This is a genomic window from Stenotrophomonas sp. YJH_SMC_127 (assembly GCF_059372445.1).
This window is the reverse complement of sequence record NZ_JCAFVO010000003.1, coordinates 431749-449468: the sequence shown is the minus strand read 5'-3', so window position 1 is coordinate 449468 and position 17720 is coordinate 431749. Positions and strand designations below refer to the sequence as shown.

Here is a 17720-nt window from a genome sequence, read left to right as displayed (position 1 = left end):
GCGGGGCAGGGCTCGGCACTACAGCAAGGCCAAGCCAAGCCCGCACGCGTCGCGCGGAGCACCGGCACATCGGCCGGCGCCCCGTTGCTTCACATCGTCACCTTGCGCCGGTTGTCATCGCTCACCCGGTCGATCAGCTTGTTGTAGGGATCGAAGCCTGCTTCGTCCGGCTTTTCATCCACCGTCACCGTGATCTTCGGCGCGGCGCTGGTGATGTGGTGGCGCTGCAGGTACAGCACCTTCTGGTCGCGCTCCTTGCCCGACGGTCCGGTGGCGAACACGCCGATCTCGACCCAGTCATCCATCTTCGCCTCGCTCTCCTTGCCCTTGCCATCGGCGTACTGCTTGGCGGCATGCAGGTCCAGGGTCACGTCGTAGCGGCCGTCAGCACGTTTGCGGGCGCTGGCGGCCATCACCCGGTTGTCGTAGAAGCTGATCTTCTCGAACAGGTCGGTGACCAGCTGCTGGCGGTCGGCCGGGGTCTCGGCGCGGATGTAGCCCAGCAGCTCGCGTGAGGTGGTGTACGGCGGCTGCTGGTAGCCCTTGTCCTGCAGGAAGCGCTTCAACGCACGGTTCAGCGCCTGCTCGCCGATTTCCTCGCGCAGGCGGTAGAACACCAGCGAACCCTTCTGGTAGTGGATGTACTGCTGGTTTTCCACGCGTTCCAGCGGCTGTTCCTCGATGGCTTCGCCACCGCGGCCGGACAGGTAGCCGTCCAGTTCGCGCTTGAGGAACTGGCGCATGTGCTGGCGGCCGTATTCCTGCTCCATCACCATCAAGGCCGAGTACTGCGACAGCGATTCGGACAGCACGGTCGCGCCCTGCACGTTGGCGCCGATCACCTGGTGCGCCCACCACTGGTGCGCGATCTCGTGCGCGGTCACGTAGAACACGTAGTCCACCTTGTCCGGGTCGCGCAGGTCGGCGATGAAACCGATGGCCTCGGAATAGGGGATGGTGTTGGCGAAGGACTGCGCGAAGCGGGCATAGCCCGGGAATTCGATGATGCGTACCTGGCGGTGCTGGTACGGGGTGAAGTTCGCCTCGTAATAGGCCAGCGACTTCTGCACCGCCTCGATCATCCGGTTCACGTTGTAGCCGTGCGCCGGATCGAAGTAGACCTCGATCGGGATGTCCTTGTACTTCGCCTTGCGCACCTCCCAGCGTGCCGATAGATAGGCATAGAAGTTCAGCATCGGCCGGTCCATGGCGTAGCTGAAGCAGCGCCGGCCGTTGACCGTGGTCTCGCGCTGCAGGTAGCCCGGGGCCAGCGCCACCTGGTCCGGTGCGGTGCAGATCGTGGTGCGGAAGTCGAGCCAGTCGGCATCGTTGGCAATGTACGTGTTGGCGCGCGCCGCTTCGTCCTCCAGCCTGGGCATGCGCCGCGGCTCACCCAGGCCGCGCTTGCGCCGCTCGTTGCGGTCGCTGATCTCGGCGCCCTCGTTGTAGCCGAACGAGGGCAGCACGCGGCTGTTGAAGAAGGTGCCGTTGTCCACGATGTTGCTCGGCGCCGGCCCGGCGGTGATGCCGTTGGGTTTCTGCACCACCCGGAAATGCACGCTGCGGGTTTCGCCCGGCTGCAGCGGCTTCTGCAGGCGGTAGATGCGGTAGCCGAGATCGGCATCGTGCAACGACAGCGTCTGCCCACCCAGGTCGACGTCGACCAGCTGCTTGTCATCGCCTATCGAGACATGCACGTCCTGGATCGGCGTGGCATGGGTATTGCGCACCGTCCAGTTCGCATCGATCACCATCGACTGCGATTCCGGGAACAGGTCCACGCGGTTGTCCACCGCCACGATGCGCGGCTGCGGCTGGGTGCGGTACTTCGACAGCTCGCGCTCGTAGCGGGCCTGCAGGTCCAGCTGCTGGTCGGGCGAGATGAACTCGTTGCGGATATTGGTGCTCCAGTACAGCCAGCTGCCCACGCCGGCGAAGGCCAATGCCGCAAGTCCGGCGAAGACGCCGGTCGGGCCGCGCAGGCGGCGGCCGGCCAGGACCAGGCGCTGGCGCAGGCCCTGGCTGACACCGCGCACCCAGAGCGCCGATGCCAGGCACATCAGGGTCAGCAGGAACAGCGCCCAGTAGCCCTGGAATGCCAGCTGCCCCGGCAGGAAGTGGCCGTAGCCGTTCATGTCCGAATAGGGAGCGTTGGGCCAGCCACCGAAGGTGTACAGGTTCTGCGTGTAGTCCAGCATGCCGAGCACGCCCTGGCCGATCATCACCACGATCAGCAGCGCGTAACCGACGAACTTGTTGTTGGTGAGCACCTGCAGCACCAGTGCCAGGCCCCCCATCAGGATGTAGATCACCGAATCCAGCGCCAGGCTGCGCAGGTACAGCAGCGGCTCCAGGTGGGTGTAGCCCTTGACCAGCTGCACGCCCATCGCCGCCAGTGCACCGGCGGCCTGGAAGCAGATGATCACTGCCAGCAGTGCGGTGAACTTGGCCAGCAGCGGTACCCAGTTCGGCACCGGCATGGCATCGGTCACTTCGTTGATGCGCGCGCTGCGTTCCTTCCACACCAGCTCACCGGCGAAGAACAGCACGATGATCACCAGCAGCCAGCTGAAGGCCCCCTGCAGGCCCATGATCATCTGCGAGGTGACCGGCCAGATCGAGGTGCCGTACAGGGTCTGCCGGAACAGCGCGTTGGGCAGGAAATTGGCCAGGCCCAGCACCAGCAGCACGATGAACGGCACGCTGCGCAGGACGCCGCGCGTGTCGAAGCGCACCTGGCGCAGGAACTGTTGCCACGCGGTGGTCGCGCTGAATGCCGGTACCACGCGCGGCAACGGGTTGCGGTTGGGCCGGAGGGCGGCGGCGTCGGCAACCGGCTGCGCCTGCCGGCGGCCCCAGCGACGACGGCCGCTGCCGCTGCGCTCGGTGCGGAACAGGGCGAACGTGGCGGCGAACAGCAGCGCCGTCACGCCCAGCCACAGGGCACGGTTGGCCAGCAGGTAGCCGGCCAGGCCGGGAACGCCGCTGTTGTGCTCGGCGGTGGACCAGTAGCGGATGGTGCGTGACAGGGCGCGCATGCCCAAAGGCTCGCTGAGCACCGCCAGCCAAGTGTTGTCGATGTCGCGCAGCACCGCCGCGCTGGCGCCGAACAGGACCAGGTAGGCCACCAGCCCGATGTAGACCCACAGGATTGAACGCGTGACCGCTGCCAGCAGTGACAGCAGCGCGGTGGTGAACAACAGGTTGGGAATGACGATGACCGCAAAACTCCAGGCATAGCCCTGCCAGCTGATCGGCCCCATGCGCTCGGCGTCCACCCAGGGCATGAACGGTGCCAGCCAGAGCCCGAAAGCGACCAGCAGGTAGAACAGCAGGCCGGTAGCCAGGGCGGCGGCGATGCGGCCGGCCAGGTAATCGCGGCGTTTCACCGGGCTGGCGAAGATCAGCTCGGCGGTGCCCAGTTCGAAGTCACGCAGCAGCGCATTGCTGACGAACAGGGCGGTGACCAGCATGCCGAGCAGGGTGAAGATGCCCAGCATCTGCGCGATCACGGTGGGCGCGTTGCTGTGCACGTTGCCGCTGCCACCACCGATCTGTACGGCGTCGCTGGACGCAGCGGCGAAGGCGAGCAGGGCGAACAGCCCGGCCAGCAGCCACAGCAGCGGGGAACGCAGCTGCTCGCGCAGCTCGAAACGGAAGAAATCGAGGATCATGGCGTGCTCCGCTCAGGCTGCCGCGCGAGCACGGGCCTGCAGGCGCAGGCGCTGGAAGTACACGTCTTCGAGGTCGGGAGCCACGGCCGCAAAGCCGTCGCCGGGGTCGTTGGCGCTGTGCACATGGATCACCGGGCGGCCACCGACCAGACGGGTCGACAGCACCACGTAGCGCGCTTCATGGTCGGCCAGCTCCGAAGGATCGACCTGCTTGCGCCAGACCTGGTGCTGCAGGGCGTCGATCGCTTCGCTGGGGCGGCCGGTCAGCAGCACCTGGCCCTTGTTCATGATCGCCATCGTCGGGCACAGGTCGGTCACGTCCTCGACGATGTGGGTGGACAGGATCACCGCTACGTTCTCGCCGATCGCCGCCAGCAGGTTGAGGAAGCGGTTGCGTTCCTCCGGGTCGAGGCCGGCGGTGGGCTCGTCGACGATCACCAGCCGCGGGTCGCCCAGCAGCGCCTGGGCAATGCCGAAGCGCTGGCGCATGCCGCCGGAGTAGGTGCCCAGCTTGCGCTTGCGGGCATCCCACAGGTTCACCTGCTGCAGCAGCCCATCGACCACCTCGCGGCGCTGCGCGCGTTGGGTCAGGCCCTTGAGCACTGCGAAATGCTCCAGCAGGTCCAGCGCGCTGACTTTCGGGTACACGCCGAAATCCTGCGGCAGGTAGCCCAGCCGACGGCGCACGGCGTCCTTGTCACGCAGCACGTCGATCGGCGCCTCGCCCGGAATGCTGAGCGTCACCGTGCCGCTGTCGGCCTCCTGCAGGGTGGACAGCGTGCGCATCAGCGAGGACTTGCCGGCGCCGTTCGGGCCGAGCAGGCCGAACATGCCCCGCGGGATGTCCAGGGTGACGTTGTTGAGGGCATGCACGCCGTTGGCGTACGTCTTGGACAGCGAATCGATCTTCAGCATGCGACGTACACCTTTCCATGGGCAATGTCTGCGCGTTATCCGCGCAACCGCCTCCGTGCGCATCCGCCGTTGGTCATGGGGGGAGAATCCCGCCGTCGTGCGTTGGCCAGCGCGCCGGCCCAGCGGCGCTTACCCGCGCAGGGATGATTCGCGCACCACCAGCTTCACCGGGATGCTCTGGCTGTCCACCGGCTGCCGGCCGATCAGCGCCAGCAGGCGCTCGACCAGCAGCTGGCCGGCCTGCTTGGTGTCCTGCTGCACCGTGGTCAGCGCGGGGGACACCGAAGCGGCCAGCGGGATGTCGTCGAAGCCGGTCACCGCCACGTCCTGCGGCACCCGCAGCCCGGCCTCGCGCAGGGCGCGCATCGCACCGATGGCGATCAGGTCGCTGGCCGCGCAGATCGCATCGATCGGCTCGCCGCGCGCCAACAGGGCCTGGCAGGCTTCCTGGCCGGAGGCTTCAGTGGTGATCGCATCGTGCTGCAGCGCCGGTTCGGCGGCCAGGCCGTGGTCCTGCAGGGCCGCCACGTGGCCGCGGTAGCGCTCCTGGAATTCGGGGTAGTGGCTGGAGGCATGGCCGAGGAAGGCGATGCGGCGGCAGCCCTGCTGCAGCAGGTGGGTGGTGATGTCATGCCCGCCCTGGAAGTTGTCGCTGCCGATCGAGAGACCGGGCTGGCCGGGCAGGGCGGCGCCCCAGCGCACGAAGTGCGTGCCCTGTTCGACCAGCCGCTGCAGGCGGTCGCGCGATTCGTGATAGTCGCCGTAGCCGAGCAGGATGATGCCGTCGGCCTTGTTGCTGTCCTCGTAATCGGCCTGCCAGTCGGTGGACAGCTGCTGGAACGAGACCAGCAGGTCCTGCCCGTGCAGGGCGCAGGCGCGGGTGATCGAGCCCAGCATCGAATGGAAGAACGGGTTGATCAGCGAGTCGTCGTTGGTCGGGTCCTCGAAGAACAGCAGGGCCAGCGTGCCGGCATTGCGCAGGCGCAGGCTGGAGGCATTCTTGTCGACCTTGTAGTTCAGCTCGCGGGCAATGCGCAGGATGCGCTCACGGGTCTCGGCGTTGACCATCGGGCTGCCACGCAGGGCCCGCGACACGGTCGGCTGGGAGACCCCGGCCAGGTGGGCGATGTCCAGGGAGGTGGCTTTGCCTTTGATCGTCATGTGTGGGCGGAGCGGGCAGGTGGGAGGTGCCCGGGCATGATGCCATGCGCAGACGCGAATGCCCCTCCGGGCGTCGGCCTTGGCGCAGGTAAGTTATTGCCGGACAAGGAAATCAGCGTGATCCTTCGGTGCGGTCGGGGTCTCCTGACCGGGCGGAAGGCGGCGGCAATGGTAAGATGCGTCGTTCTCGCATTCCCCCAAATTTCACCAGGGGCGGCCCAGCGTACTGCACCCCGCCCGGGGCTGTGCTATCACTGGCGGTCTGCCCCTGGACAACGGACGAAGGTACCTATGGCGCGCGGCATCAACAAAGTCATCCTGGTCGGCAATCTCGGCAACGACCCGGACGTGAAGTACACCCAGGGCGGCATGGCGATCACCCGCATCAGCCTGGCCACCACCAGCGTCCGCAAGGACAAGGATGGCAACCAGCAGGAGCGCACCGAATGGCACCGCGTGGTGTTCTTCGGCAAGCTCGGCGAGATCGCCGGCGAGTACCTGCGCAAGGGCAGCTCGGTCTACGTCGAAGGCAGCCTGCGCTACGACAAGTACACCGGCCAGGACGGCGTGGAGAAGTACTCCACCGACATCATCGCCGATGAAATGCAGATGCTGGGCGGCCGCGGTGAAGGCGGCGGCGGTGGCGGTGGTGGCAATTACGGCGGCGATCGTCCGCAGCGCCAGCAGGCGCCGCGCCAGGAGTATGGCGGTGGCGGCGGTGGCCAGCGTGGTGGCCAGGGCGGTGGCTATGGCAACCAGGGCGGCAACCAGGGCGGGGGTTACGGCAACCAGGGTGGCAACCAGCGCCCGCAGCCGCAGCAGGCGCCGCCGATGGACGACTTCGCTGACGACGATATTCCGTTCTAAGCGTACCTTCCGTTTATCCCGACAAGGGCTCCTGGCACGCGTGCCCGGGGCCCTTCTCGTTACAGGCGACGTGGCAGGATCCCATTGCCCGGCGGCAGGATGCGGACGTTCGTCGACCTCGTCACCGATTGCCGAACATTCCCTGGTCCAGCAGGCAGTCAATGAACGCGCCCAGCAGGGCGGGGCGATGCCGCCTGTTCGGGTAGTAGAGAAAAAGCCCGGGCCGCGAGACCGACCAATCCGCCAGTACCCGCACCAGCAGTCCCTGTGCCAACAGTTCGCCCACACCATCCTGTTCGAAGTGATAGGCGATTCCAAGGCCGGCCAGGGCCGACGCAATCCCGATGTCAGCGTGATTGGTGACGACAGGACCGTCCACGGCGACCTCGAGGTGGCGACCTCGCTTCTTGAACTCCCATCGGTACTGCCTGCCATCGCTCTGCAGCCGCCAGTTGATGCAGGCGTGATCCTGCAGTTCCGCCGGAGTTCGCGGTGTTCCGCGGCGTGCCAGGTAATCCGGTGACGCCACGGCCACCATGTTCAGGTCCGGGGTGAGGCGGATGGCCACCATGTCCTTCTCGAGCTGACCACCCACGCGGATGCCCGCATCAAACCGGCCACTGACGATGTCGCTGAGCGCGTCGTCGACCACGATGTCGACAACGACATCAGGGTAGGCCTGGTGGAAGCGGGCAAGCCGCGGGGCAATCAGTGTTCTCGCGGCGATGCCCAGCGTATTGATTCGCAGGGTCCCGTTGATCCGTCCGCTGGCTTCGCTGGTTTCAGCGACCGCGACGGCCAACTCCTGGAACAGCGGCGCGATGCGCGCGTACAGTCGCCCGCCGCTTGCCGAGGGCGCCACGCTTCGTGTCGTGCGATTGAGAAGGCGGGTGCCGAGACGGCCTTCCAGTTGGCGGATGGTCTGGCTCAGGGCCGAGGGCGATACCCCCAGATGTTCCGCCGCCCGCGCGAAGCTCTGGCGTTCCACTACCGCCACGAAGGCCTTCAGTTCAGCGAACTCGGATCCGCGCATTATGTGAGATTCTTGACATAACCCATTCGGATTATAGGGCATTCACTTAACCGACCTGCGTGCACATCCTGAGCGCCTGACCACTGCAGGAGCCAGGAATGAATGCGTTGACCCTCCCAGAACCCATTGCCGCGTACTTCGCGGCCGAACATGACCCTGAAGTGCTGGCGCGTTGTTTTGCCGCCCAGGCTGTGCTGAAGGACGACGGGCACACCCTCGTCGGCGTCGACGCCATCAAAGCCTTCCTGGCCGAGGCATCGGCCAAATACAGCGCCACCAGCGTGCCGAGCGCCATCGAACGGCAGGAGAAACACCACGTTGTCCGTGCCATCGTGAGCGGCAACTTCCCCGGCAGTCCGATTCTGCTGAGCTACCGTTTCGAACTGGAACGGGGCCTGATCGCATCGCTGGAGATCACGGCGTGAGCTTCGATCTTCAACTCGGTGGCCTGCGGGCCGTGGTGACCGGCGGCACGGCCGGTGTGGGGGCGGCCGTGGTCAGGACCTTCGCCGAGGCCGGGGCCAGGGTAATGACGTCGGCGCGCAGCCTGCCGGCACGCCCGGTGGAAGGAGTCGCCTACGTAGCCGCCGATCTGTCGACGGCCGAGGGCACCGGCATTTTCGCCCACGCCGTGCTGCAGGCATGGGGCGGCGCAGACATCCTGGTCAATGTGCTGGGGGGATCAAAGACACCTGCCGGTGGCTTCGCAGCGATCAGTGATGCGCACTGGCTTGCCGAGCTGAACCTGAATCTGATGCCGGCGGTCCGCCTGGATCGTGCCTTGCTGCCATCCATGCTCGCGCAGAGCGCTGGCGTGATCATCCACGTCAGTTCGATCCAGCGCATGCTGCCTCTGCCGGAGTCCACCACCGCCTACGCCGCCGCCAAAGCGGCACTCACGACCTACAGCAAGTCGCTTTCACGAGAGGTCACCCCCAAGGGCGTGCGGGTGCTGAGCGTAGCGCCGGGCTGGATCGAGACAGAAGCATCCAGGGAATTTGCAGAACGGATCGCTGCGGAAGCGGGAACCGACTATGAAGGAGGCAAGAAGGTGGTCATGGACTGGCTCGGCGGGATCCCGGTGGGACGGCCCGCGGCACCGCAGGAGGTGGCCGATCTGATTGTGTTCCTGGCGTCTCCCCGGTCGGCGTCGATTGCCGGAACGGAGTATCGGATCGACGGCGGCACGGTTTCGACCCTGTAGCCAACAGGCGTCGTCCTGCTCCCACCGCCAGAAGGAAAGCCCCGCTCACGCGGGGCTTTTGTTTTCCAGGTCGGTTGCGGAGTTGTGCCTCGCAGCATTCAATTTTCGTGCACCGCAACTTGCAAGCATCCAATTTCCTCCCCTATGGTGCAATCGATTGCATTGCTGTGAATCGTTGCGTTTGATACCGGTTGGGAGGCCGGCAGGTGGATGTCCATCCATTCGATCAGACCGGCCCCGGCGACGGGCCTCACGCGGCGCGATGCGTTGCGCATGGCGGTTGCTGGAGGCGTAGCGCTGGGTACTGCGGGAGCGTTGCCTGCATTCGCCGCCACCGCAGCGCTCAGGAGCAACTTGAAGCACTCCGTGGCGCGTTGGACCTTCCCGCAGCTGTCGGTCGCCCAGCTCTGCACGACGGTGAAGGACATCGGCTTCGCCGCCATCGACCTGGTCGGCCCAGAAGACTGGCCCACGCTGAAGGCGAATGGCGTCTACAGCTCGATGTGCAATGGCGCGGAGCTGGGCCTGACCAAGGGCTTTGCCGGCCGCGAATTCCACGACCCGCTGGTGGAGCGCTACACGCGGCACATCGACCTGGTCGCCGATGCCGGTTACCGCAACCTCATCTGCTTCTCCGGCAATCGCAACGGCATGGACCCGCAGGACGGCATGGCCAATGCCGAGGCGGGCCTCAAGCGCATCCTCGGGCATGCCGAGAAGCGCGGCGTCGTGCTGGTGATGGAGCTGCTCAACTCCAAAGTCGACCATCGTGACTACCTGTGCGACCACTCGGCCTGGGGCGTGGAGCTGTGCCAGCGGCTCGGCTCGGACAATTTCGGCCTGCTCTACGACATCTACCACATGCAGATCATGGAGGGCGACATCATCGCCACCATCGGCAAGCATCACGCCTGCTTCAAGCATTACCACACTGCAGGCGTGCCGGGCCGGAACGAGATTGGAGACCAGCAGGAACTCCACTATCCGGCCATCTGTCGCGCGATCCGCGACACCGGTTTCAAGGGGTATCTGGCGCAGGAATTCACGCCTGCAGCGCCCGATCCCGTTGCCTCATTGCGCGAGGCGATCCGCCTCTGCGACGTCTGAAACGATATCCACCCAGGTGAGAGACCATGGCAGATAATCACTACGACGCCATTGTTGTTGGCTCGGGAATCAGTGGCGGTTGGGCAGCGAAGGAGCTGACCGAGAAGGGCCTGAAGGTCCTGATGCTGGAACGCGGGCGCAACATCGAGCACGTCAAGGACTACGTCAATGCGATGAAGGAAGCGTGGGACTTCCCGCATCGCAACCGGCCGACGCAGGCGATGAAGGCCGCCTTCCCGGTGCTGATGCGCGACTACGGCCTGGCCGAGAACCTGGAAGGAATGTGGGCCAACGAGCAGGACTCACCCTACATCGAAACCAAGCGCTTCGACTGGTTCCGTGGCTACCACGTGGGCGGGCGCTCGCTGATGTGGGGCCGGCAGAGCTATCGGTTTTCCGACTTGGACTTCGAAGCGAACCTCAAGGATGGCATCGCCACCGACTGGCCGATCCGCTATTCCGACATCGCGCCGTGGTACGACCATGTAGAGAGGTTCGCCGGCATCGCCGGCACGCGCGAAGGACTGGACGTGCTGCCGGACGGCGAGTTCCTGCCGCCGATCCCGTTGAACATCGTCGAGAAGGACGTGGCCGCGCGGATCAAGAAGGCCTTTGGCGGAACGCGGCACATGATCCACTCGCGCACCGCCAACATCACCCAGCCGATGCCCGAGCAGGGGCGCGTCAACTGCCAGTACCGCAACAAGTGCATCCTGGGCTGTCCCTTCGGTGCCTATTTCTCGACCCAGGCGGCGACGCTGCCGGCGGCGATGAAGACCGGCAACCTGACCTTGCGGCCGTTCTCGATCGTCAAGGAAGTGCTCTACAACAAGGATCGCAAGCGTGCGCGCGGCGTGGAGGTGATCGATGCCGAGACCGGGCAGACCTACCAGTACACCGCCAAGGTCATCTTCCTCAATGCATCGTCGTTCAATTCGACCTGGCTGCTGATGAACTCGGCGACCGATGTGTGGGAGGGGGGACTGGGTTCTTCGTCGGGCGAGCTGGGGCACAACGTGATGGACCATCATTTCGGTGCGGGCGCCTCGGGCCGGGTCGAGGGCTACGAAGACAAGTACTACTTCGGCCGCCGTCCGTGCGGTTTCTACATTCCGCGCTTCCGCAACGTCGCGGCCGACAAGCGCGGCTACCTGCGCGGGTTCGGTTACCAGGGCGGTGCCAGCCGCACCGGCTGGTCGCGCGAGATCGCCGAGCTGAACATCGGTGCCGACCTGAAGGAGGCGCTGACCGTACCGGGCGACTGGCGCATCGGCATGACCGGGTTCGGTGAAATGCTGCCGCACCACGACAATACGATCCGCCTGGACCACGACCGCAAGGACAAGTGGGGGCTGCCGGTGCTGGCGATGGACGTGTCCATGCGTGCCAACGAACTGGCGATGCGCAAGGACATGGCCGCCGATGCCGCCGAGATGCTGGAGGCGGCCGGCGTCAAGGACGTGAAGATGCACGACCACGACTATGCCCCGGGCAAGGGCATCCACGAGATGGGGACCGCACGCATGGGACGTGACCGGAAGAGCTCGGTGCTGAATCAGCACAACCAGGTATGGGATGCGCCCAACGTCTATGTGACCGACGGTGCCTGCATGACCTCCAGCGCCTGCGTGAATCCCTCGCTGACCTATATGGCATTGACGGCCCGCGCGGCCGACCACGCGGTACGCGAACTGAAAGCGGGGAACCTCTGATGGATCGCCGCGAACTGTTGAAGATGATCGTTGCCGCCACCGGCGCGGCCATGGTCGGCCTGCCTGCGCTCGCGCAGGGAAACGCCGCCGCGGCACCGGTGAAGACCCTGTTCTCCGATGCCGACATCGGCACGCTGGACGAGATCGCCGAGACCATCCTGCCGCGGACCCGGACGCCAGGGGCGAAGGATGCCGGCGCTGGCCTGTTCATGGCGACCTTCGTCAGCGATTGCTACACCGCCCGGCAGCAGGCAACGTTCCGGGCAGGCCTGGTCGATATCGACAAGCGCGCCGGCGGCCGGTTTGTGGCGCTTGCGCCGGAAGCCCGCACCCAGTTGCTGCGAACGCTGGACGCCGAAGCCAAGGCGCGCTCTGCCGATGTGACCGAGACCGGTATGCCTGAAGAGGGCGAGGCGATGCCGCATTACTTCACGATGATCAAGCAGCTGGCCATCTTCGGCTTCTTCACCTCCAAGGTCGGGGCGACCGGCGTGCTGCAGTACGTCGCGGTGCCCGGCCGCTACGACGGCGACCTCGCCTATGTCCCCGGTACGCCCGCGTGGGGGACCAGCTGATGGACACCACCCTGATGATCCGCCCTGCGTTGATCACTGTTGGCCTGCTGGCCGCTGCATCTGCATTCGCGCAGGACAGTGCCGACGCTGCGCGCGACCCGAAGAAGACCGAAGTGTGGACCCCCGTGCCCGCTGTCGTGGCCACGCCGCCAGGCAAGGCCCCCTCCGACGCGATCGTGCTGTTCGATGGCAAGGATGTCTCCGCGTGGGAATCGGAGCAGGGCGGACGCGTGCCCTGGAAGGTTGCCGGGGGCGCCATGACCGTCGTTCCGGGCAGCAAGGGCATCCGCACCCGGCAACGCTTCTGCGATGTCCAGCTGCATGTGGAGTGGCGCACGCCCACTGACACGAAGGGCTTCGACGGCCAGAACCGGGGCAACAGCGGGATCTTCCTGCAGGAACTGTATGAACTGCAGGTGCTCGACAGCTACAACAACCCGACCTATGCCAATGGCCAGGCGGGCTCCATCTACAAGCAGGCCATGCCGCGGGTGAATGCCTCGCGCGCGCCGGGCCAGTGGCAGGCCTACGACATCCTCTGGAAGGCACCGCGCTTCTCGGTGGGCGGTGGGCTTGTGTCGCCCGCGCGCATCACGGTGCTGCACAACGGCGTGCTGGTGCAGGATGACACCGTGCTGGCAGGCAAGACCGAATACATCGGGGCGCCCTCGTATTCGCCCCATGCGTGTGCGCCGCTCTATCTGCAGGAGCATGACTCCAGGGTCAGTTACCGCAACATCTGGGTGCGCGAGCTGTAGCCGAACACGGCCGGCGTGGTCGCCGGCCGCTTACTTCGCCAGGTAGCTGGCGATATCGTCGATCTCCTGCTGTGACAGCTGGGAGAAGGGCGGCATCAGGCCGCCGCCCTTGCTGATCTTTTCCTTGATCTGTGCAGGTGCCATGCGCTTGCCGATGTCGGTGAGTGCCGGGAACGCGCCCGGCATGCCCGCGCGATCGGCGCCGTGGCAGGCCACGCAGTTCGCGGTGTAGAGCTTTGCTCCCGCAGCCGGGTCGCCCTTGCACCAGGCGGCTGTCGCAACACTCATGCCGCCCAGGGCCACCGCCATTGCCAGGATCATTTTCATGTGGGGCTCCTTGATGCGTCAGCGCCGCGCACGGGCAGGCGTATTGGTGGTCAGGTGTTCACGCAGATAGTCGGCGCCGGCCTGGACGACCTTGGCCGGCTCGCGTGGCTGGTCGTGTTCGATGATGTACCAATGCACGCCGGCGACCGCCGCGGCAGGCAGGATCGCGTTCCAGTCCAGTACGCCCTGGCCGACCGCAGCGAATCCGCCTTCGTCTTCGGCCTGGCCCTTGGGCGCATTGTCCTTGGCGTGTACCGCGAATACGTGGCCGCGGAACTTTCCCAGCATCACCGCCGGGTCCAGGCCCGCACGCGCGACCCAGGCCAGGTCCAGCTCGGTCTGCAGGTCGGGGCCGGCGGCGGCGAACAGCAGTTCCAGCCCGGTCCTGCCATCGAAGTCGACCAGCTCGAAGTCGTGGTTGTGGTAGGCCAGGCGCATGCCCTTGCCGCGCACCTGTTTCGCGATCCGGCCCAGTTCCTGCCCCAGGGCGGTCCAGCCGGCGGCATCGCTCGGGCGTTCCTTCCTGTCCAGGTACGGCACCACCAGCGTGGTGTTGCCGATCGACCGGTTGAAGGTCACCACCCCATCCAGGTTGCTGCGCAGCTCGGCCAGCGGCACATGCGATGAAATGGCCTTGATCGAATACCGGTCCAGCAGCTGCTTCAGTTCCGCGGCACTGACGTTCTGCGTGCCGACGGTTTCCACCGCGTGCACACCGGCATCGTGGACGATCTTCAACTGTTGCTCGAGCGAGCCGGCATTGCGCAGGGTGTACATCTGCACCGCTATCGGCTTCTGCGCGCTGGCGGCTTCGACTGCGAAGGCGGGCAGCGCCGCGAGCAGCAGGACGAGGCTTGCACTTCGACGGACAAGGGCTTTCATCAACAGATCCTCCCGGGATTCAACCGATGGTGGTCCAGGCGCGTGACCTGGCCGATGCAATGACACGATCAACGATCCGCGCCGAACGCATGCCGTCCTCGAAGGTGGGCAGGCCGTCCGGTTGCTCGCCGTCGATGGCGCGATAGGTGTCGGCGACAAACGCCTCGAAGCACTGGGCGTAGCCCTGCGCGTGCCCGGCCGGCAGCACCGACAGCCGGCGTTGCTCGGCAGTGCCCGCGCCGGGCCCGCGCACGAAGATTTCCTCGCGCTGGTCGGGCAGGCCGATCCACAGCCGCTCGGCGTCCTCCTGGTCGAAGGCGATGCTGGCGTTGGCGCCGTCGATCTCGAACCAGAGGCGGTTGCGGCGTCCGGCCGAAACCTGGCTCACCGTCAACGACGCCAGCGTACCGGCGCCGGTCCTGAACATCGCCGTTGCCACGTCCTCGCTCGCGACCGCCTGCGTCGCGCCGTTCGCTGCCGGTGTGCTGAAGCTCTGGCCGGTGACGGCGCTGCGTTCGGCGATCACCGTGGCAAACGCCGCGTTCACTTCGGTGAAGCGCTCGCCACTGACCCATTCGACCAGGTCGCACCAGTGCGAACCAATGTCGGCGAACACGCGCGAGGTGCCGCCCAGCGCCGGGTCCACGCGCCAGTTGTTGCTGGCCGGGTCCAGCAGCCAATCCTGCAGGTAACTGCCATGGATCAGGTGCAGCGGCCCCAGGTCACCCTGGCCGATGCGTGCACGCGCCTCGCGCACCACCGGGTGGTAGCGGTAGACGAAGGGGACGGTGGCAACCAATCCGGTCGAGGCGGCCAGTACCGCCAGCGCCTGCGCATCGTCCAGCGTCGTCGCCAGCGGCTTCTCGCAGATCACGTGCTTGCCGGCTTCCAGCGCAGCCTGTGCCATGGCGCGGTGCAGATGGTTGGGCGTGCACACGTGCACCACCTGTACCTGCGGATCGGCGATCACCTCCTCGATATCCCGGTAGGCGCGCGGGACATTCCAGGAGTGCGCTGCCTCATGCGCGCGCTGCGGTGACGAGGCGGCCACGCCGCGTACCTCGGCGCCGGCGAGCAAGGCCGCGCGGCGGTGCACGGCGCCGATCATGCCGGTGCCGACGATGGCGATTCCAAGCTTGGGCATCGACGGGGATCCTCAGGGTGTGGAGGGCGCGGCCGCAGCCGCCGGCCGGTCGCGGAACAGCAGCAGGAAGGCGACCAGCACCACCAGCGCAACAGCGGCCGGGAACAGCCAGATCTGCTGCCAGTCGGGACCGGCCTCGGTGGTGAAGTGCTCCACCACCGCGCCGGACAGGAAGGTGCCGATCAACATGCCCACGCCATAGGTGGCCAGGGTGATGAACCCCTGTGCGCTGCTGCGCGCGGCAGGGCCGGCATGTGCATCGGTGTAGATCTGGCCGGTGACGAAGAAGAAGTCGTAGCAGATGCCGTGCAGCACGATGCCGATCACCAGCAGCGGGAAACCGCCACCTGCATCGCCGAAGGCGAACAGCGCGTAGCGCACCACCCAGGCGGCCATGCCGACCGCCAGCATGGTTTTCACCCCCAGCCGAACGAACAGGAACGGCATGGCCAGCATCAGCAGCACTTCGGAAACCTGGCCCAGCGACTGCAGGCCCGCCGCGCCGCGCACGCCGAGGTCGTTGAGATAGGGATTGGTGAAGTTGTAGTAGAACGACAGCGGGATGCAGATGGCGATGGAGGCCAGGAAGAACACCAGGTAGGCGCGCGACTTCAGCAGCCGCAGCGAATCCAGCCCCAGGATCTGCCCCAGCCTGGCATCGCGCTGCTGCGCCAGTGGCGGTGTGTGCGGCAGGGTGAACGCATACAGCCCGAGCACCAGCGACGCCGCCGCCGCCATCCGGAAGGTCAGCTCAAGCCGATGCGCCTGTTCCCAGCCCAGCCAGCCGATCAGCACGCCCGCCACGATCCAGCCGATGCTGCCGGCCACGCGGACCAGCGGGAACTGCTTCTCGGGTGATTGCATGTGCCGCATGGCCACGCTGTTGGCCAGTGCCAGGGTCGGCATGAACAGCAACATGTAGCCCATGACGCACGCAGAGAACATGCTGAAGCTGGTTGCCGTGGACGCCAGCCACATCAGCGCGGCACCGGCCAGATGCAGTACCGCAAGAATGCGCTGCGCCGCGAAGTAGCGATCCGCGATCAGCCCGACCAGGAACGGCGCCACGATGGCGCCGACCGACTGGCTGAGGAACGCGGTCGCCACCTGGCTCGCGCTGGCCTGCAGCGGGCCCTGCACCAGGTAGGTGCCCAGGGTGACGAACCACGCCCCCCAGATGAAGAACTGCAGAAACATCATCGCGCCCAGGCGCGACATGGCGTGCGTCATGGCTTGCCCTCCCGGGGCGGTCTTGGCTCAGATTCCCAGCATGCGGTGCAGTGATGCGGCGTCGGTGCCACTGTCGGCGAAGTCATCGAAGGCGCGTTCGGTCACGCGGATGAGGTGGTCGCGGATGAAGGCGGCACCCTCGCGCGCGCCGTCTTCCGGGTGCTTCAGGCAGCACTCCCATTCCAGTACCGCCCAGCCGGGGAAGTCGTACTGCGCGAACTTCGAGAAGATCGCCTTGAAGTCGATCTGGCCGTCACCGGGTGAACGGAACCGGCCCGGACGGTCGATCCAGTCCTGGTAGCCGCCGTACACGCCGCTGCTTGCGCTGGGGCGATGTTCCGCGTCCTTGACGTGGAAGATGCCGATGCGCGCGTGGTAGCGGTCGATGAAACCGAGGTAATCCATCTGCTGCAGCAGCAGGTGGCTGGGGTCGTACAGGATCTTCGCGCGGGGATGGTGGTCGACCTCATCAAGGAAGCGCTCGAAGGTCGCACCATCGTGCAGGTCCTCGCCCGGGTGGATCTCGAAGCACAGGTCAACGCCGCAGGCATCGAACGCATCCAGGATCGGGCGCCAGCGACGGCCGAGTTCGGCGAAGGCTTCTTCCACCAGTCCCGGCGGGCGCTGCGGCCAGGGGTAGAAGTAGGGCCAGGCCAATGCACCGGAGAACGTGGCATGCGCGGCCAGCCCCAGGCGCTGGCTGGCCTGCGCCGCCAGCCGCAGCTGCTCCACCGCCCAGGCCTGGCGGGCGGCCGGGTTGCCGCGCTTGTCCGGTGGCGCGAATCCGTCGAACAGGCTGTCGTAGGCAGGATGGACGGCAACCAACTGCCCCTGCAGGTGGGTCGACAGTTCGGTGATCTGCAGGCCGTGCCCGGCCAGCATGCCGGCAATGTCGTCGCAGTACGCCTGGCTGCGCGCCGCCTCCGCCAGGTCGAACAGGTGGGGCGCGGAGGTGGGGACTTGTACGCCAGAATAGCCCAGACCCGCGGCCCATCCGGCCAGCGTGTCCAGCCGATCAAAAGGAGCTGTGTCGCCGATGAACTGCGCCAGGAACAGCGCTGGACCCTTGAGCGTCTTCAACGTGATTCGCCCTCGATGCAATCGATTGCATTATCCTAGCAGGGGCTTACG

16 protein-coding genes are annotated in these 17720 nt (G+C 66.3%); 7 read left to right on the top strand and 9 right to left on the bottom strand.

Annotated elements, in window-relative coordinates; all coding sequences use genetic code 11:
- Nucleotides 1–89: 89 nt before the first annotated feature.
- From AC5QAB_RS10400 to AC5QAB_RS10390, 3 genes are all read right to left on the bottom strand, one after another.
- Nucleotides 90–3674, bottom strand: coding sequence for a M1 family aminopeptidase (locus AC5QAB_RS10400; protein WP_197561525.1), 3585 nt, complete (start codon nucleotides 3672–3674; stop codon nucleotides 90–92).
- 12 nt (nucleotides 3675–3686) lie between these two features.
- Nucleotides 3687–4589, bottom strand: coding sequence for an ABC transporter ATP-binding protein (locus AC5QAB_RS10395; RefSeq protein ID WP_069117470.1), 903 nt, complete (start codon nucleotides 4587–4589; stop codon nucleotides 3687–3689).
- Between the two features lie 129 nt (nucleotides 4590–4718).
- A complete protein-coding gene (locus tag AC5QAB_RS10390) occupies nucleotides 4719–5750 on the bottom strand; it encodes a substrate-binding domain-containing protein (RefSeq protein ID WP_197561526.1) in 1032 nt (343 codons plus the stop codon).
- 291 nt (nucleotides 5751–6041) lie between these two features.
- Here AC5QAB_RS10390 and AC5QAB_RS10385 point away from each other — a divergent pair, with 291 nt between their 5' ends.
- Nucleotides 6042–6617: a single-stranded DNA-binding protein gene (locus AC5QAB_RS10385; protein ID WP_006423759.1), complete on the top strand. Its 576-nt coding sequence runs from the start codon at nucleotides 6042–6044 to the stop codon at nucleotides 6615–6617.
- A 121-nt stretch (nucleotides 6618–6738) separates the two neighbouring features.
- On the opposite strand, the gene AC5QAB_RS10380 is transcribed toward AC5QAB_RS10385, so the two are convergent.
- Complete coding sequence (locus AC5QAB_RS10380) at nucleotides 6739–7650, bottom strand: LysR family transcriptional regulator (RefSeq protein WP_049404958.1); 912 nt, start codon at nucleotides 7648–7650, stop codon at nucleotides 6739–6741.
- A gap of 98 nt (nucleotides 7651–7748) precedes the next feature.
- Here AC5QAB_RS10380 and AC5QAB_RS10375 point away from each other — a divergent pair, with 98 nt between their 5' ends.
- The 6 genes from AC5QAB_RS10375 (at nucleotide 7749) to AC5QAB_RS10350 (ending at nucleotide 13006) form a co-directional block, all read left to right on the top strand.
- Nucleotides 7749–8075, top strand: a complete 327-nt coding sequence (locus AC5QAB_RS10375) for a nuclear transport factor 2 family protein (protein ID WP_049404957.1) — start codon at nucleotides 7749–7751, stop codon at nucleotides 8073–8075.
- Nucleotides 8072–8854 (top strand): SDR family oxidoreductase, encoded by a 783-nt coding sequence (locus tag AC5QAB_RS10370; RefSeq protein ID WP_049404956.1) that lies wholly within the window; start codon nucleotides 8072–8074, stop codon nucleotides 8852–8854. Before AC5QAB_RS10375 ends, AC5QAB_RS10370 begins: the two co-directional genes overlap by 4 nt.
- A 210-nt stretch (nucleotides 8855–9064) precedes the next feature.
- The gene (locus AC5QAB_RS10365) at nucleotides 9065–9961 is read left to right on the top strand and encodes a TIM barrel protein (protein ID WP_197561528.1); all 897 of its coding nucleotides are present in this window, start codon (nucleotides 9065–9067) and stop codon (nucleotides 9959–9961) included.
- Between the two features lie 26 nt (nucleotides 9962–9987).
- Nucleotides 9988–11673: a GMC oxidoreductase gene (locus AC5QAB_RS10360; protein WP_197561529.1), complete on the top strand. Its 1686-nt coding sequence runs from the start codon at nucleotides 9988–9990 to the stop codon at nucleotides 11671–11673.
- Nucleotides 11673–12248 carry a gluconate 2-dehydrogenase subunit 3 family protein gene (locus AC5QAB_RS10355; RefSeq protein ID WP_197561530.1) on the top strand — a complete coding sequence of 192 codons (576 nt, stop codon included), beginning with the start codon at nucleotides 11673–11675 and terminating at the stop codon, nucleotides 12246–12248. Before AC5QAB_RS10360 ends, AC5QAB_RS10355 begins: the two co-directional genes overlap by 1 nt.
- Nucleotides 12248–13006, top strand: coding sequence for a 3-keto-disaccharide hydrolase (locus AC5QAB_RS10350; protein ID WP_164165340.1), 759 nt, complete (start codon nucleotides 12248–12250; stop codon nucleotides 13004–13006). The genes AC5QAB_RS10355 and AC5QAB_RS10350 overlap by 1 nt, the downstream gene beginning before the upstream one ends.
- A gap of 30 nt (nucleotides 13007–13036) precedes the next feature.
- Here the strand turns inward: AC5QAB_RS10350 and AC5QAB_RS10345 are convergent, their stop codons facing one another.
- The 5 genes from AC5QAB_RS10345 to AC5QAB_RS10325 are packed head-to-tail and all read right to left on the bottom strand — an operon-like array spanning nucleotide 13037 to nucleotide 17669.
- The gene (locus tag AC5QAB_RS10345) at nucleotides 13037–13333 is read right to left on the bottom strand and encodes a c-type cytochrome (protein WP_032961525.1); all 297 of its coding nucleotides are present in this window, start codon (nucleotides 13331–13333) and stop codon (nucleotides 13037–13039) included.
- 18 nt (nucleotides 13334–13351) lie between these two features.
- A complete protein-coding gene (locus AC5QAB_RS10340) occupies nucleotides 13352–14215 on the bottom strand; it encodes a sugar phosphate isomerase/epimerase family protein (protein WP_075076559.1) in 864 nt (287 codons plus the stop codon).
- A gap of 19 nt (nucleotides 14216–14234) precedes the next feature.
- A complete protein-coding gene (locus tag AC5QAB_RS10335) occupies nucleotides 14235–15359 on the bottom strand; it encodes a Gfo/Idh/MocA family oxidoreductase (RefSeq protein ID WP_197561531.1) in 1125 nt (374 codons plus the stop codon).
- A 12-nt stretch (nucleotides 15360–15371) separates the two neighbouring features.
- The gene (locus AC5QAB_RS10330; RefSeq protein ID WP_197561532.1) at nucleotides 15372–16589 is read right to left on the bottom strand and encodes an MFS transporter; all 1218 of its coding nucleotides are present in this window, start codon (nucleotides 16587–16589) and stop codon (nucleotides 15372–15374) included.
- Nucleotides 16590–16616: 27 nt separating this feature from the next.
- Entirely contained in the window at nucleotides 16617–17669 is a 1053-nt protein-coding gene (locus AC5QAB_RS10325) for a TIM barrel protein (protein WP_197561533.1), read from the bottom strand.
- Nucleotides 17670–17720: the final 51 nt, after the last annotated feature.